Consider the following 15,620-nt stretch of genomic DNA (forward strand, 5'->3'; position numbering starts at 1 on the left):
ACGGTTTGGAGTGAAGGAATATGCTCGTAGCTGAACGGTATGAGAAAATAGTGGAATGGGTGGATACGCAAGGCAGCATGCGTGTGACCGAACTTAGTGAGCGCTGCGGGGTGACGGAAGAGACGATTCGTCGTGATCTGGACAAGCTCGAACAGGCGGGCAGGCTCAGACGGTCCCATGGCGGGGCGGTCAGCGTAAAATACAAGGATGAGTTACAGTCGGAGATTCCGTATCCGGAACGGGCTGTAGCCCATGCAGAAGAGAAGCGCAGAATTGCAACCGAAGCGGTGAAAATGGTGGAATCTGGCGACCGGATCGCCCTGGATGCAAGTACAACGGCGTGGTACATGGCGGCAGGATTGCCAAACATTCCACTGACGGTATTAACCAACTCGATTAAGGTCGCCGCAGAGCTGAGTAACAAGGAGCAGATTCGTGTGATTGCCACAGGTGGGCAATTGGCTTCGAAGTCACTGTCTTTTGTAGGACCGCTGGCGGAACGTTCGCTTGATGCCTATCATGTGGATAAAGTATTTCTGTCTTGCAAAGGAGTGCATCTGACCAAAGGCATCAGTGAATCCAATGAATTACAGGCCTTGGTGAAGCAGAAAATGATCCATATTGCGGATGAGGTCATTCTACTTGCAGATTCCAGCAAATTTAACATACAGGCGTTTACCAGAGTTGCTGAGATGAGCAGTGTGGGCAAAGTGATTACAGATCAGGGTGTAGATGAAGAGCACGTTAGCGCATTGATCGAGCAGAATATTACGTGTATACGTGTGTAAACAAGAAAGGAATGAATGTCATGAAACATCCTTTTCATCTGAAAGCGGTATGGAATGGTGGGCGTAACAGTGAGGGAACAATCGATGCAGGTGGATTAAAAACGGTCATATCGATTCCGCAGGAGATGGGCGGACCCGGTACGGGAACTAACCCGGACGAGATGCTGCTGGGTGCAGCCTCCACCTGTTACCTGATCACGCTGGCAGCGATGCTGGAGCGTTCGGATATTACGCCGGATGAATTAACGCTTGAATCGGAAGCAACGGTAGATGTTACAAATAACGTATTTACGTACGAACGGATCGTACATAGACCCCGGATTGTGCTCAGCGCAGATGCCTCTGAGGCGGATCTGACCAAGGCTGAGCGCCTGGCGCATAAGGCTGAATCCTCCTGTATGATCTCCCGAGCGGTGGCAGGTAATGTCCAGATGGAGACACAGCCGGTCGTTGTTACTACAGGTGCTAACGCGGTGTGATATACTGAAGAATAGACGTTTCAAGTTGTCATTTGTGTAAAATAAGGAGTAATTCGGTATGAACACACAGAAGCGCAAGACTAACCGCTGGGTACGTTTAACACGTGTTATGAAGCTGAATTTTCTCAAATTGTTACGTGCTCCCGGAGGTGCCCATAAAGTATCTACCGGATTTGCCATAGGGTTCGGACTGGAACTGATCGTGATCTCGACAGCTTCCCTGATCTATCTCGTATTTTATCCGATTGTGCGACTGTCTGGGGGTTCGGTGCCAGCAGCCATTGTTGGTAATGTGATCGGGAAACTTACGTTTTTACCTATTATCCTGATGCCGCTCGCGAAACAAATTGGCTCATGGATATTGCCTGCTCACAGCATGGGACAGGGACCGGTACATGAGAGTGCATTCATGGAGCTGTTTCGCGGTAACTGGTCGGCCGTGAGTGAATTGTTGCTTGGTGGACTAGATATTCTGGCAGGCATGTCCGTGTTTGGTGTCATTCTGGGTGTGATTTCGTACTTTGTCGTGAAATTCTTCTACGTCAGAGCGCTCAACCGGCGTTATGAACGCCGGCTGGAGAAACGCCGCCAAGCGGATATCGCTTCGGTATCACCTCCGGTATTAATCAGGAAGCCATCACAATCATAATGGGCAGCATCAACATGGATGCAGCGGTGGTCCACAGAATGCAGCGGGATACAAACTGCGGAGAAGCATTGAACTGTTCAGCCAAAATAACAGCGTTCACTGCGGTCGGCATCGATGCGAGGATCAGCAGTACACTGAACAACGTACCTTCGACCTGAAGCGCGGTCAGTATCAGCCAGGACAGGATTGGCGCAGCTGCGAGACGTACCACAAGCCCGGTCCAGAAAGCTCGGCGTACATTGGGCAACCAAGGCACCGTTGCACCTTTTGGTCTGAGCATCTGTGCTCCCAGAATAGCGAGAACGACAGGAGAGTAACCCGCAGCCAGCATGGAGATCCCTCCATCCAGCGCTTCAGGCAGGCTCAGATTGGATGCACGCAGCGCAATGGCGATGCCAGCAGCATAGATGGATGGCATGCGGAAAACGGAAAGGATCGCATCTTTCACCGTGAATTCGGATCTCGCGGCAAAAAAGATACCTACCGTATTAACAATGATCATCTGTCCAATGACGTAGACCGAAGCCTTGTCCAGTCCAAGCTGACCAAAGGCAAGCAGTACAAGCGGGAGCCCGTAATTCACGCAGTTCGTAAACGTGGAGACAAGGGTGAGACCCGCTTTTTCGCTTGCACCCAGACGGAACACCCGGCTCAACAGCTCGGCGAGGGCCCACAGAGCAATCAGATTAATAATAGAGAACCAGAACGTGCTGGTGACATCCGTCCAGGTAATCTCTGCATGCAGCAATGTATTGAAGATGAGCGCAGGGCTCAAAATATAAAGGGAAAAGGTCGAGAGCGACCGGGTATCCCAATTTTTAAAGCGTTTTAACAGAATACCTCCGATCACGGGAAGTGATATCGGCAAGAACACATGGTATAAGGTGAGTAAAAATGAGTGAAGCAATGCAATTCAGTCCCTTCTGGATGAAAAACCTATCTTATCATAGCAGAAGATGCATCTCATATGAATGGATTTCAGTATGATGATGTGTAGTAATCGCCTTGCTTAACTAAGGATTTCCCTGATGGGCAGCGACAGCGGATTGCTATTTTGATATGGCAGATTTATTATAGAAGAGGTGCAACAAGATTACATACACATAGAGGAGGAAACTGTAATGAGTGAATCAAAACGCTTGCTCGTACTTGCTGGCTCTTACGCCGAAGCGGAAAATGAGGGCATTTATGCATATGAATTGAATGAGGATACAGGCAGCTTGTCCAAGCTTGACGGCATCGCGGGTGTGAAAAACCCAACGTTTGTCAACGTGGATGCTGAAGGAAACAAACTGTATGCGATTGGTGAAACAGCGTCAGCTGAAGGCAACAAAATGTCTGAAGCTGTAGCTCTGAGCATTGATCCTTCTACAGGAAAATTAACGTTGCTGAACCGGAATAACTCCATTTCAGCTCCGCCATGTCATATCCAGCGTGACCCTTCCGGCAAATACTTGATCCTCTCCAGCTACCACGGTGGTCTGGTAGGTCTGCAAGCCTTGACGGATAACGGTGAAGTTGGAGCGCTTCTGGACGAGAAGAAACATGAAGGACAAGGTGCGCATCCTGAACGTCAGGACAAGCCACATGTTCACTCCGCATTCTTCAGCCCAGATGGTAAATACATGATGGTACAGGATCTGGGCGCAGATAACATCGCGATCTATTCTATTGATGCAGACAAAAATGAACTTGTGCTGCACAGTGAAACCAAAACACATCCGGGAGCAGGCCCACGTCACTTGGCGTTCCACCCGAACGGTCAGTTCGCATATGTCATCAATGAAGTGGATTCTTCCATTACTTCGTTCAAATATGATGCAGCAGCGGGCACGTTGACTGAATTGTCTACTGTATCCACACTGCCTGATGGATATGATGGCAAAGAGAATACAACAGCCGAAATCACGGTTTCCAATGATGGACGTTATGTATATGGTTCTAACCGTGGACATGACAGCATCGTTGTATTTGCAGTAGATGCAGACAAAGGTCACCTGACACTGGTTGAGCATGTATCTGCAGAAGGTGAGCACCCGCGTCACTTTGCGCTGACACCTAACGGCAAATTGCTGATTGCAGCTAACCGCGATACGAACAACCTCGTGACATTCACGGTAGATCAGGAGAGCGGACGTCTGAAATACACTGGTCACAGCACAGGTGTATCCAAGCCGGTATGCGTGAAACCTGTATATCTGTAAAATGATAAATTTCTAAACCAGCTTTGGCTGGATTGAAAATGAAACGATAAAGATAAAGATAAAGATAAAGACCCTGCCATGTGGCGGGGTCTTTTATATTGAATATATAATTGGATGATTAGGCTGCTGTTCTGCTGTAAGCATGTGGATTGGAATAGAGGATTAATTCTATATTTGATTCACCTAACAACGAATAATTATCAATAGTATCCCCCAAGTAACTACCCCACTTCAAAGTGCGTACTTCCTGAATGGATAGTCAGGGTCTACAATGAGTGAGTAGCCAAAACAAACACTGCATGCATCTGAACAGACCAATTGGTGCAGGCTAAATATCTGATTATTATTTTTACAGGAACGAATCATACTTGAACAACAAAGGAGAAATAAATGATGAAATTGCAATTGGCGCTTGACTTGGTAAATATCCCTGAAGGTATCGCATTGGTTAAAGAGGTTGAACAATATATTGATATCGTTGAGATTGGTACTCCAATCGTTATTAATGAAGGTTTGCACGCGGTAAAAGCGATGAAAGAAGCATTCCCTAATCTGCAAGTTCTTGCAGACCTTAAAATCATGGACGCTGGTGGTTATGAAATCATGAAAGCAGCTGAAGCTGGTGCGGATCTGATCACTGTGCTTGGGGCAACCAATGACAGTACGATCAAAGGTGCAGTAGCAGAAGCGAAGAAACAAAACAAACAAGTTCTTGTAGACATGATCAACGTGCCTAACCTGGAACAACGTGCTCGTGAAATTGATGCGCTTGGCGTAGATTACATCTGTGTACACACAGGTTATGATCTGCAAGCTGAAGGACAAAGCCCGTTCGAAGATCTGCAAACGATCAAAGCAGCTGTGAAAAATGCTAAAACTGCTGTTGCTGGTGGAATCAAGCTGGAAACATTGCCAGAAGTAATCAAAGCACAACCGGATCTGGTTATTGTAGGCGGCGGTATCACAGGACAAGCAGACAAAGCGGCAGTTGCAGCTGAAATGCAACGTCTCGTTAAACAAGGGTAAGCAGATGAGCAAAACACAGTACGCAGCTGACATCTTGAAGGAGCTGGAACGTACGTTAAGCCAGATCGACGATGCAGAGATGCAAGCGATGGCTGAGCACATTCTGGCTGCAGAACAGATTTTTGTAGCAGGAGCAGGCCGGTCAGGACTTATGGGAAAGGCTTTTGCCATGAGACTGATGCAGATGGGGCTTCGTGTATATGTGGTGGGCGAGACCGTAACACCTGGGATCAGCTCTAAGGATTTCCTCTTGCTGTGCTCTGGCTCAGGAGAAACAGGCAGTCTGGTAGCCATGGCTCAAAAGGCTAGTCAAGCCGGTGCACCTGTAGGTCTCATTACAATTAAGCCAGAGTCCACAATTGGGAAACTGGCAACTACGGTAGTGCGTCTCCCGGCTTCAGCCAAAGAGGACACAGCAACTTCCGGAGCGGCAGTAACCATTCAGCCGATGGGCTCGTTGTTCGAGCAAGGACTGTTGATTGGCATGGATGCTCTCATCCTTACGATGATGGAAATGAAGGGTATGACCGGAGCGGATATGTTTGGCCGCCACGCGAACCTGGAATAGTGAATAGATGAAAGACCGGAATCCTTTGATTATGAAGGGTTCTGGTCTTTTCTGCGATACATAATCATTCATCTGTATAGGTTCTATCCGTGATTTACAGTTAAACTTTGCATCCCGACCAGGCTGTAGTAGAATTAATAGATAGCTGTATCGAATGAATGTACTTATTACATCATGCATGGAGCGGAAAACTTACCTCGTGTGAAGTGTCCCCGTGATATGCGTAATATACGCGATATAAGATTGAAGATGAGGGGGCTCGGAGCCATGGCAGCCGAAGTCAAGGAACGGATTAATCTAAAAGAAATCAACTGTGAGAAGGAATTGACCCTTGCGGTGATCGGTGGCAAATGGAAACTGATTATTTTGTGGCATTTGGGTCTGGAAGGCACCAAACGTTTCAGTGAGCTGAAACGCCTAATCCCTCATATTACCCAGAAGATGCTGACCAACCAGCTTCGTGAGCTGGAGGAAGACAAACTGATTGAACGCAAGGTATATGCAGAGGTACCTCCTCGGGTGGAATATACATTGACAGATCACGGTCAAAGCCTGATGCCCGTCCTGCACGCAATGTATAACTGGGGTAAAAATTACGGTGAAAATGTAATTTGGAAAGAAAGCTAAATAAGTAAGTTCTAAGAAGCTAAATAAGTAAGTTCTATAATGAACCGCCGGGTAAATGGATTCTTCCATTACCCGGCGGTTTTTTTAGTTACTTTCAGACCATGGTCACATGAGCAAAAGTTTATACGAAACGTAGAGGACAGAAATAGTTTGAAGAAGCGTAGCTAAAAGCTTTCTGAAAGAAAGCTACATCGCAAGCATATACTGGCCTTTATCCTAAATACCCCTTTTATATAGATGGAACTAAACATTCACACGAGAACGTAGAGGACAGAAAGAACCTGAAGAAGCGGAGCGTTCGCCTTTATCCCCGGATTTTCACCTTTGAAAAAGGGGAATCAAAAAATCTGGGGATAACAGCGATCGGAAGGTTGTTCTGTCATCGAAGTGGTAAGTGAGAATAATCTTTAGTCCAATCTATACTCCCTTGAACTGGAATATGATACGATGAGAGATATTGGAAAATGCAAGGAGGATGACAACTAAAGATGGAAAAAATACGTACACGTGCTGAGGTAAACACAGAAACCACTTGGGATCTGAGAGACTTGTTTGTAACCGATGTAGAGTGGGAGCAGGAGCTTCGATCACTTCCTCAGGCTGCTGCCCAGATCGAAACGTTCAAAGGACGTCTGGGCGAAGGCGCTGAACAATTACTGGCTTGTCTGGATGCGCGTGAAGCTTTGCAGGAGCGGATCGGCAAGACGGCTTCTTATGCCCGCTTGAAGCAGTCAGAGGACAGCACGAATCCGGTGAATATTGAGAATTCAGCCAAGGCAGGAGATATCCTATCAAATCTGTCGTCGTCCTTGTCTTTTGTCAATTCGGAGATCGTTGATCTGCCGGAGGGAACAGTTGAGCGTTATCTTGAAGAGCTTCCGGAATTGGAGCCGTATGCGCGCAGTTTGGAGCGTTTGATTCGAGAAAAAGCACATCGGCTTACGCCTGAGACCGAGAAGGTACTCGCTTCATTAGGAGAGGTACTGGATTCGCCATACCGTATCTATCTGCGCGGTAAACTGGCAGACATGACGTTTGACGATGCTCTTGATGGAGAGGACAATAATCGTCCACTGTCCTGGTCATTCTATGAAAATAATTATGAGATGTCGTCTGATACAAAGCTGCGCCGTTCTGCTTATGCTGCATTCAGCTCGACATTAAATGATTACAAAAATACGTTCGCAGAAGGTTATGCAACCGAAGTGAAGAAACAGGTTGTTTTATCCAGGCTGCGTGGTTACGACGATGTTACAGATATGCTTCTCAGCCCACAGCAAGTGAGCAAAGAGATGTACAATAATATTCTGGATATTATCCAGCAGGAACTCGCACCTCATATGCGCAGACTGGCGGCTCTCAAGAAACGTGAGCTGGGTCTGGACAAACTGATGTTTTGTGATCTGAAGGCGCCGCTTGATCCTGAATTTAGCCCTGCCATTACATATGATGAGGCGTGCATACTCATTCGAGAAGCACTTGATGTGCTTGGGCCGGAGTACGGCGAGATCGTAGAGCGCGCATTCAGTGATCGCTGGGTGGATTACGCAGATAACGCAGGCAAATCCACAGGGGCATTTTGCTCCTCTATATATGGTTCACACTCTTATATCTTAATTTCATGGGCGAACAATATGCGCGGAGCATTTACACTTGCCCATGAAGTGGGGCACGCAGGCCACTTCATGCTTGCGGGACGTTACCAACGGCTCACGAATACACGGCCATCTCTTTATTTCATTGAGGCGCCGTCGACCATGAATGAAATGCTTCTGGCCGATCATCTATTGAAGCGTTCCGATAATCCGAGAATGCGTCGCTGGGTCATTTTGCAATTGTTGAACACGTATTACCATAACTTCGTTACACATCTGCTGGAAGGTGAATTACAGCGCAGGGTGTACGCACGCGCAACCAATGATGAGCCCATTACGGCGAAGACGTTAAGTCAACTCAAGGGAGACATCCTTTCCGAATTCTGGGGACCTGATCTGGTAATTGATGAAGGGGCCAAGCTCACGTGGATGAGACAGCCTCATTATTATATGGGACTATATCCGTATACCTATGCGGCAGGCTTGACGGCTTCCACAGCGGCTGCACAGCAGATTCGTGAAGAAGGACAGCCTGCGGTAGATCGCTGGCTTGATGCACTCAAAGCTGGTGGAAGTCTCACACCACAGGAGTTAATGAAGCTTGCGGGTGTGGATATGTCCGGACCTGAGCCGATTCGCTCTGCGGTTGCTTATGTCGGCAGTCTGGTCGACGAACTTGAACGTCTGTATTCCTGATCTGGTTCATATAGTATATGGACAAGGCAGAACGGGTTGTCTGCATGCACCGCCTTCCTTGCGTGGGGGGCGGTGCATCTTATTTTTGCAAGGGGAAAGGAACGATGATGAATGGCGTTAACGAGCGTGTCCTCATCGATGGGCCGATTAAGCGTAGACGGCTTTGGTGTGTTTGACGACATGAATGGAGTACCAGGTTTTGAAGGCAATCAGGGTGGTTTTTTTTCGGGATTTAATGAGTTTGCTACAATGAATGCATTTGCTTCGATTTTCATTGGCGCCATATTTCTCATCATTGCGGGAGTCATTGTTTTTGTTATTATTTCAGGCATACGCTCAGGGATGTCAAATAACGCGGCAGCCTTGTTAACCCTGCACTCAACAGTGGTAGCCAAACGAACGGAAGTCTCAGGTGGAAGCGGCGATAGCAGTGCGACTACCCGGTATTATGTTACATTTGAATTCGACAATGGGGAGCGCACTGAACTGATTGTTGGCGGAAACCATTATGGTATGATGGTGGAAAATGATCGAGGGATGCTGACGTATCAGGGGACACGTTTCAAGCATTTTGAGAGAGATGTACAACCCCAGTCGGGGGTAAGCAAAGGTCAATTTTATACGTAAAAAAAGAAATGCGGCTCCTCCCAGGTGGGAGAGAGTCGTTTTTGGTATACCCAAAAGAAAGAAAAACTGAAGGGTATTCAAACGCTTACATTGGTGATATACTCGTAAAATAAAGTAAAACAGTATTAAACAAAAACAAACAAACAATAAATACAGAATAAAGTACAGAGTTACGGTCTGAATCAAGGGATACCGTTTGGAAAATAGGATGGGTTCGAAAGGTTGGTGAAGCGCGGTGAGTGTGCTGGCTTATGATTTGGGCGCTGGGAGCGGGAGAGCGCTACTGGGACATCTGAATGATCGAGGGATCGAAACAAGCGAAATTCATCGGTTCAAGAATGAACCAGTGAAGATTGGCGAGCGGATGCACTGGGATATTCTGCGATTGCATCATGAATTGTTGCAGGGGCTTACCCTTGTGAAACAGCAGGGAGAACAGCCGGAGAGCCTGGGGATCGATTCCTGGGGCGTTGATTTTGGTTTGCTTGGCAGTAATGGTGAGTTGCTTGGTAACCCGTATCATTACCGTGATACACAGTTTAACGGCATGATGGATCAGGTACGCCAAGAGCTGAGCTCTCAGCGAATCTTCGAACGTACAGGGATACAGTTTCTTAGCTTTAATACCCTGTATCAATTGGCAACGCTTCAACGCAGCGGTTCCCCGTTGCTTCATGAAGCAGAGCGTTTTCTCATGATTCCGGATTTGCTACGTTATTTCCTGACAGGGGAAGCGGTGAATGAGTTCACCAATGCAACCACAACACAATTATACAATCCATCAGCGGGGCAGTGGGATAGTGAGTTGCTGGCGCATATTCGTATTTCGGAGAAACTGTTTGGTAAAGCCGTGCTGCCAGGTACCCGTGTTGGACAATTGCGAAGCAGTATCTGTAACGATCTGGGATTGTCCCCGATTCCCGTGATCGCTGTTGCGGAGCATGATACGGGTTCAGCCGTTGTGGCTGTTCCTGCAACGGAACGTTCATTTGCTTATCTGAGCTGTGGAACCTGGTCCCTGATGGGTACGGAGATAGATCATCCTGCAATTAGTACCGAGAGTCTGGCCTTGAACTTCACGAATGAAGGCGGGGCGGGCGGAACATTCCGTCTGCTGAAGAACATTATGGGTTTATGGATTTTGCAGGAAAGCATGCGCGAGTGGGAGCGCCAGGGGCAGGGAATTAGCTATGATGCGTTATTGGCGCAGGCGGAACAAGCACCTCCATTTGCCAGTTTGTTTGATCCGGATGATGAACTATTCATGCCAGCAGGAGATATGACGACCCGTATACGTCAGTATTGCCGTGATACAGGGCAAGTGGTACCAGAGGATCAGGGGGCTATTGCCCGGGCAATTCTGGAGAGTCTTGCATTGAAGTATAGAAGAGTTCTGGAATGGACGGAGCAATTGTCGGGTCAGGCGTTCAACGGATTGCATATGGTCGGTGGAGGCATCCAGAACCGCCTGTTATGTCAGTGGACTGCAAATTCCATTGGTAAGCCGGTATGGGCGGGTCCAGCAGAGGGAAGTGCCATCGGGAATATGGCTGTGCAATGGATGGCGAGCGGAGCTTTTAAAGATATCTGGGAAGCGCGTAAGGCCATTCGTGATTCATTTCCGGTAACTGTGTATGAGCCGCAGGACAGGTCAATCTGGGAAGATGCTTATGGCAGATTTCTGCGTGTGACGGCTTCATCTAATTCACAAGCGGGGAGTGAGGTGTAACATGCTGGCAGCCGAGCGGTATGACCGGATTGTGGAGATGGTGAATGTAAAGGGCAGTATGCGTGTATCCGAGCTTAGTGAGCGCTGCCGGGTGACGGAGGAAACCATCCGGCGTGACCTGGATCGGTTGGAACACGCAGGACGACTACGCCGATCTCACGGTGGTGCAGTGAGTGTGAAGGAAGATCAACCGGAGATCCCTTACCGGATCAGGGAGACAACCCATGCGGAAGAGAAAAAGCGGATTGCACAAGCGGCTCTGACGATGATTAATCCGGGTGATCGCATTCTGTTGGATGCGAGCACAACGGCAGGTTATATGGCAGCGAACATGCCGGATTTTCCGCTGACGGTCTTAACCAACTCTATCCAAATTGCCACTGAACTCAGCAACCGTGACAAGGTTGAGGTCATCTCAACAGGGGGCCAGCTGGCATCGCGCTCGTTGTCTTTTGTTGGGCCGCTGGCGGAGCGTTCTTTGGAAACGTATCACGTGGATAAAATGTTCATGTCGTGCAAAGGTGTACATCTCGAAGGTGGCGGAATCAGTGAATCCAATGAACTCCAGGCAAGGCTGAAGCAGAAGATGGTTGGCATATCAGATCAAGTCATCTTACTTGCAGATGCCAGTAAATTTGGTGTACGTGCTTTTGCCCGAGTATCCGGGTTAAATGCAGTCCATATGATCGTTACCGATCAGCCATTGGAGGCTGAACAGACAGAACATTTGAGCGGATACGATATTGGTATCATCACGGTTTAATCTTTCAGATTTTATCTATATAAAATGAACTAAACATTTACACGAAACGGAGTGTCCAGTGTAAATATTCATAGTCAATTTATCTACTAATCAGTTAATAGGAGCGTGTAATTATGAAGGTCTCCTTATTCATTACCTGCCTCAGCGATGCCATCTATCCCCGAGTGGGGGAGGCCATGGTCAGATTGCTCGCCGCTCATGGCGTTCGGCTGGATTTTCCGCCGGTGCAGACCTGCTGCGGTCAGCCTTCCTACAATAGCGGGTACTGGGATGAGACTCGGGTAGCGGCCAAAACGATTCTTGAAGCGTTTGACGACAGTGATTTTGTGGTATGTCCTTCGGGATCGTGTACGTATATGATTCATCATTATCCCGAGCTGTTCGCGGATGAACCAGTATGGTTGGAGAAGGCAAAACGATTGGAAGCCAAAGCTTATGAGTTTACTCAATTCCTCGTTCAGGTACTCGGGATAACCGATCTGGGCGCACATTTTCCGCACAAAGTAACCTATCATCCATCCTGTCATGGCAGCCGTCTGCTTGGTGTGAAGGATGAGCCGATGGCGCTACTCTCTCAAGTAAAAGGTCTGGAATTGGTTCCGCTCCCATTTGCTGAGGATTGCTGCGGGTTCGGGGGCACGTTTGCCATCAAAATGTCCGATATTTCAGGAGCGATGGTGACGGAGAAGGTCGATCATGTCAAAGAGACACAAGCCGAAGTGCTGGTTGGGCTGGACATGGCCTGTCTGATGAATATCGCAGGTAATCTGCGTTATCGGAATGAACCGGTGCGTGTGATGCATCTGGCGGAACTACTGTATGAGGGGGTGCGAACAGGATGAGCCAACCGGGAGTTATGGATACTACGGTCAAAGAACGTGCCGGACTGGCCTTGAATGATGATTTTCTGCGAAAAGCAGTCAAATTCACGACAGAACGTTTGCGTAACGGGAAGAAATCTGCCTCAGAAGAACATGGAAACTGGGATGAATGGCGGGAACGTGGCCGTCAGATTCGTTTGCACACGATTGCGTATCTGGATTATTACCTGAATGAATTTGTGAATAACGCCCGTGCGAACGGGGTTCATATTCATTTTGCAGATACATCGGTGGAAGCAGCGGCGATTGCGCTGGATATTGCGGCGCACAAGCAGGCTTCTACGGTGGTGAAGTCCAAATCGATGGTGTCGGAGGAAGTGCACCTGAATCATGTGTTGGAGTCGGCGGGCATTGAAGCTATCGAGACCGACCTGGGTGAATACATCATTCAGCTGGCAGGCGAGGCGCCATCTCATATTGTCATTCCAGCCATCCATAAGAACCGCTACCAGATTGCAGAGTTGTTATCGAAGGAAGCGGGTGAAATTCTGGAGCCGGACACAACGGTACTTGCTGGATTTGTTCGCAAAAAGCTGCGCGAGAAATTCCTTGAAGCAGATATCGGCATGACCGGCTGCAATTTTGCAATTGCAGAGACGGGTTCCATGGTTTTGTTCGAAAATGAAGGCAATGCCCGTATGGTATCCACTGTTCCGAAAACGCAGATTACACTGATGGGCATGGAGCGGATCATCCCTTCGTGGACGGATCTGGAAGTCATGGCAACCTTGTTGCCACGCTCCGCAACAGGTCAGAAACTAACGATGTACATGTCAGGCATCACAGGTCCTCGCCGCACAGCGGATGCGGATGGGCCGGATGAAATGCATATTATTATCGTGGACAACGGTCGATCTTTACAGCTCGGTGATCCTGAATTCCAGGAGTTGCTGAATTGTATTCGCTGTGGTGCTTGTCTGAATGCTTGCCCGGTATATCGTCATATTGGAGGTCATGCCTACGGTGGGACGTACAGTGGTCCAATTGGCGCAGTACTGACACCTGCACTTAATGGCAACATTGATGAATGGAACGATATTGCGGGTGCTTCGAGTCTGTGCGGAGCCTGTTATGAAGCATGTCCAGTTAAAATTCCATTGCATGATATGCTCGTTTATCTACGTAGGCGTAAAGTGGAAGACGGCCATGGAAACAAAATGGAGAGCATGGGCATGAAGGGATTTGCCGCTGTTGTATCCAATTCCAAACGTTTCAGTGCGGCCATACGTCTGGGACAGATCGGGCAGAAGGCAGTTGTACGCAACAACGGCATTTCTCTCAAGCTGGGCCCACTTAAAGGCTGGAACAATTATCGGGTTGCGCCAAGCCTCGCCAAGAAATCCTTCCGGCAACAATGGAACAAGCTGGATCAGGAACTGAACCAGAAGCAATCGGCCATGGATTCTTCCGTTCGCAGCCGTATGGAGCAGATTATTCGTGAACGAGAGGAAGGGGATGGTAAGCATGGTCACTGAACATCAGCAATGGCTCGCACAATTGGAGAAGAAGTCGATGGAGAAACAGGAGCAGTTCATGAATGACATTGCTTCGAAATTGAGAAGACCAAGGCAACGACATGCGCCGACCCAACCCTTTCGGGGAGCACCCGACTTTTGGACTGAGCTGGAATGGGATGAAGAGAAGCGTATTCAAGCCTTTACGGATAACTTTGTGAGTGTAGGCGCACACATTGCCCGGGTTCAGAACATGGAAGAAGTATCTCAATTTATTGCCAACAAATCTCATGAACTGAGTGCCAGATATATCATTCGTCAGAATGAACAGGCGTTACAGGATCTCGGATTGGAAGAGCAGCTTCCGGATGTACAGATCTCAGTCTGGAATAGTCAGGCGGATGAGAACTGGAAGGCTCGGGCAGCTGAGGCTGATATCGGTGTGGTCATGGCGGATTATGCAACAGCATACACAGGCTCGGTCACTGTACTTTCTTCACCGGAAAAAGGTCGTTCGGTCAGTCTCTTGCCTACGGTACTCATCATCATTATTCCAGTAGATCGACTGTACACCAGACTGGGTGAGACGCTGGATCGATTTGACGACGCGGGGAGAGAGAATCTTCCAGCAGGCATCCACTTTATTTCCGGGCCAAGCCGCTCTTCCGATATTGAAAATGATTTAACCATTGGGGTACACGGACCAGGCATTGTATATGGTTTAATTATGGGTTAACGATGTGTTTAGCGTGATGGCACATCATGATTTTGATAACTGTCCGAGATGCAGTATTTGACTGCTGAGGGCAGTTTTTTGTTCGCGATTTATAGTTAAAAGCTATTAAAATTATATTAATTATATATTTCACCTATTAATAATGGAGGTGTATAATCCATCTCAAGAGAGAGTTCATATGAGATACAAAAGAGAAAGAGGAGGATGAATACAGATGAGTATATTTTCTTACCAAGTTCCGTTTATGGATAGACACAAGGGTGATTTTTCTGCTTTTAAAGGGAAAGTGCTACTTATTGTGAATACAGCAAGTCGGTGCAGCTACTCCCGGCAATTCAGTGAACTTCAGCAGATGTATGAGAAATATGGTGATCAGGGGCTGGAGATTCTGGCGTTCCCGTGCAACCAGTTTAACGACAAAGAACCTGGTAGTAGCGCTGAGGTAGCTGAGTATTGCAGAAGTCAGTTTCAGATATCCTTTCCGATTTTGGAGAAGGTTGAGGTCGTTGGGCAATCGATGCATCCTGTGTTTCGTTATCTGACTACAGAAGCGCCATTTCAAGGTTATGATCTGGACACGAAGGAAGGAGAGTGGATGGACACCTTTGTGAAAGAGAAGCATCCAGAATTGTATCAAGGTGACGGCATCAAATGGAATTTCACCAAATTCCTGATTGACCGTAATGGGGACGTCCATGACCGTTATGAAACGACAGTAGCTCCATTAGAGATGGAGTCAGTTATTCAGAACTTGTTAAAGAAATCATAAGTATACCTTAATCCCTGTCCTGAGGTCCT

The 15,620-nt window shown here is 47.8% G+C and carries 16 protein-coding genes; 15 read left to right on the forward strand and 1 reads right to left on the reverse strand.

All coding sequences use genetic code 11. The annotated features are described in order from the left end of the window. Positions 1-20 precede the first annotated feature (20 nt). From NSQ20_RS13850 to NSQ20_RS13860, 3 genes are read left to right on the forward strand one after another with little or no spacing between them, the layout of a single operon-like run. Positions 21-788 (forward strand): DeoR/GlpR family DNA-binding transcription regulator, encoded by a 768-nt coding sequence (locus NSQ20_RS13850; protein ID WP_340032753.1) that lies wholly within the window; start codon positions 21-23, stop codon positions 786-788. Positions 789-808: 20 nt separating this feature from the next. Continuing rightward, positions 809-1,267 carry an OsmC family protein gene (locus NSQ20_RS13855; protein WP_074094724.1) on the forward strand — a complete coding sequence of 153 codons (459 nt, stop codon included), beginning with the start codon at positions 809-811 and terminating at the stop codon, positions 1,265-1,267. Positions 1,268-1,325: 58 nt separating this feature from the next. After that, complete coding sequence (locus NSQ20_RS13860) at positions 1,326-1,916, forward strand: DUF2062 domain-containing protein (RefSeq protein ID WP_074094725.1); 591 nt, start codon at positions 1,326-1,328, stop codon at positions 1,914-1,916. Here NSQ20_RS13860 and NSQ20_RS13865 read toward each other — a convergent pair. After that, a complete protein-coding gene (locus tag NSQ20_RS13865; protein WP_036670567.1) occupies positions 1,894-2,823 on the reverse strand; it encodes an AEC family transporter in 930 nt (309 codons plus the stop codon). The two genes, NSQ20_RS13860 and NSQ20_RS13865, sit on opposite strands and share 23 nt — an antisense overlap. A 214-nt stretch (positions 2,824-3,037) precedes the next feature. Between NSQ20_RS13865 and NSQ20_RS13870 the strand changes: the two genes are divergently transcribed. From NSQ20_RS13870 to NSQ20_RS13925, 12 genes are all read left to right on the forward strand, one after another. Continuing rightward, positions 3,038-4,120 carry a lactonase family protein gene (locus tag NSQ20_RS13870; RefSeq protein ID WP_338708592.1) on the forward strand — a complete coding sequence of 361 codons (1,083 nt, stop codon included), beginning with the start codon at positions 3,038-3,040 and terminating at the stop codon, positions 4,118-4,120. 393 nt (positions 4,121-4,513) lie between these two features. Further along, the gene (gene hxlA, locus NSQ20_RS13875; RefSeq protein ID WP_036670570.1) at positions 4,514-5,146 is read left to right on the forward strand and encodes a 3-hexulose-6-phosphate synthase; all 633 of its coding nucleotides are present in this window, start codon (positions 4,514-4,516) and stop codon (positions 5,144-5,146) included. Positions 5,147-5,150: 4 nt separating this feature from the next. Further along, a complete protein-coding gene (gene hxlB, locus NSQ20_RS13880; protein WP_047842632.1) occupies positions 5,151-5,714 on the forward strand; it encodes a 6-phospho-3-hexuloisomerase in 564 nt (187 codons plus the stop codon). Between the two features lie 267 nt (positions 5,715-5,981). Beyond that, positions 5,982-6,341, forward strand: coding sequence for a helix-turn-helix domain-containing protein (locus tag NSQ20_RS13885; protein ID WP_062833989.1), 360 nt, complete (start codon positions 5,982-5,984; stop codon positions 6,339-6,341). A gap of 488 nt (positions 6,342-6,829) precedes the next feature. Further along, positions 6,830-8,632 carry an oligoendopeptidase F gene (gene pepF / locus NSQ20_RS13890; RefSeq protein ID WP_340032754.1) on the forward strand — a complete coding sequence of 601 codons (1,803 nt, stop codon included), beginning with the start codon at positions 6,830-6,832 and terminating at the stop codon, positions 8,630-8,632. A gap of 111 nt (positions 8,633-8,743) precedes the next feature. Beyond that, complete coding sequence (locus NSQ20_RS13895; RefSeq protein WP_245838093.1) at positions 8,744-9,259, forward strand: DUF2500 domain-containing protein; 516 nt, start codon at positions 8,744-8,746, stop codon at positions 9,257-9,259. A gap of 235 nt (positions 9,260-9,494) precedes the next feature. Continuing rightward, entirely contained in the window at positions 9,495-10,988 is a 1,494-nt protein-coding gene (locus NSQ20_RS13900; RefSeq protein ID WP_127546212.1) for a rhamnulokinase family protein, read from the forward strand. A 1-nt stretch (position 10,989) separates the two neighbouring features. Then, a complete protein-coding gene (locus NSQ20_RS13905) occupies positions 10,990-11,751 on the forward strand; it encodes a DeoR/GlpR family DNA-binding transcription regulator (protein WP_340032755.1) in 762 nt (253 codons plus the stop codon). A gap of 113 nt (positions 11,752-11,864) precedes the next feature. Then, positions 11,865-12,593 carry a (Fe-S)-binding protein gene (locus NSQ20_RS13910; RefSeq protein ID WP_017688927.1) on the forward strand — a complete coding sequence of 243 codons (729 nt, stop codon included), beginning with the start codon at positions 11,865-11,867 and terminating at the stop codon, positions 12,591-12,593. Then, positions 12,590-14,107 (forward strand): LutB/LldF family L-lactate oxidation iron-sulfur protein, encoded by a 1,518-nt coding sequence (locus tag NSQ20_RS13915; protein ID WP_076249613.1) that lies wholly within the window; start codon positions 12,590-12,592, stop codon positions 14,105-14,107. Before NSQ20_RS13910 ends, NSQ20_RS13915 begins: the two co-directional genes overlap by 4 nt. Next, complete coding sequence (locus tag NSQ20_RS13920; RefSeq protein ID WP_340032756.1) at positions 14,097-14,822, forward strand: LUD domain-containing protein; 726 nt, start codon at positions 14,097-14,099, stop codon at positions 14,820-14,822. The genes NSQ20_RS13915 and NSQ20_RS13920 overlap by 11 nt, the downstream gene beginning before the upstream one ends. Before the next feature lie 214 nt (positions 14,823-15,036). Beyond that, a complete protein-coding gene (locus tag NSQ20_RS13925) occupies positions 15,037-15,591 on the forward strand; it encodes a glutathione peroxidase (RefSeq protein ID WP_340032757.1) in 555 nt (184 codons plus the stop codon). The last annotated feature ends 29 nt before the right edge of the window (positions 15,592-15,620 follow it).

It is taken from the genome of Paenibacillus sp. FSL K6-1122 (genome assembly GCF_037977015.1).
Taxonomy (GTDB): domain Bacteria; phylum Bacillota; class Bacilli; order Paenibacillales; family Paenibacillaceae; genus Paenibacillus; species Paenibacillus amylolyticus.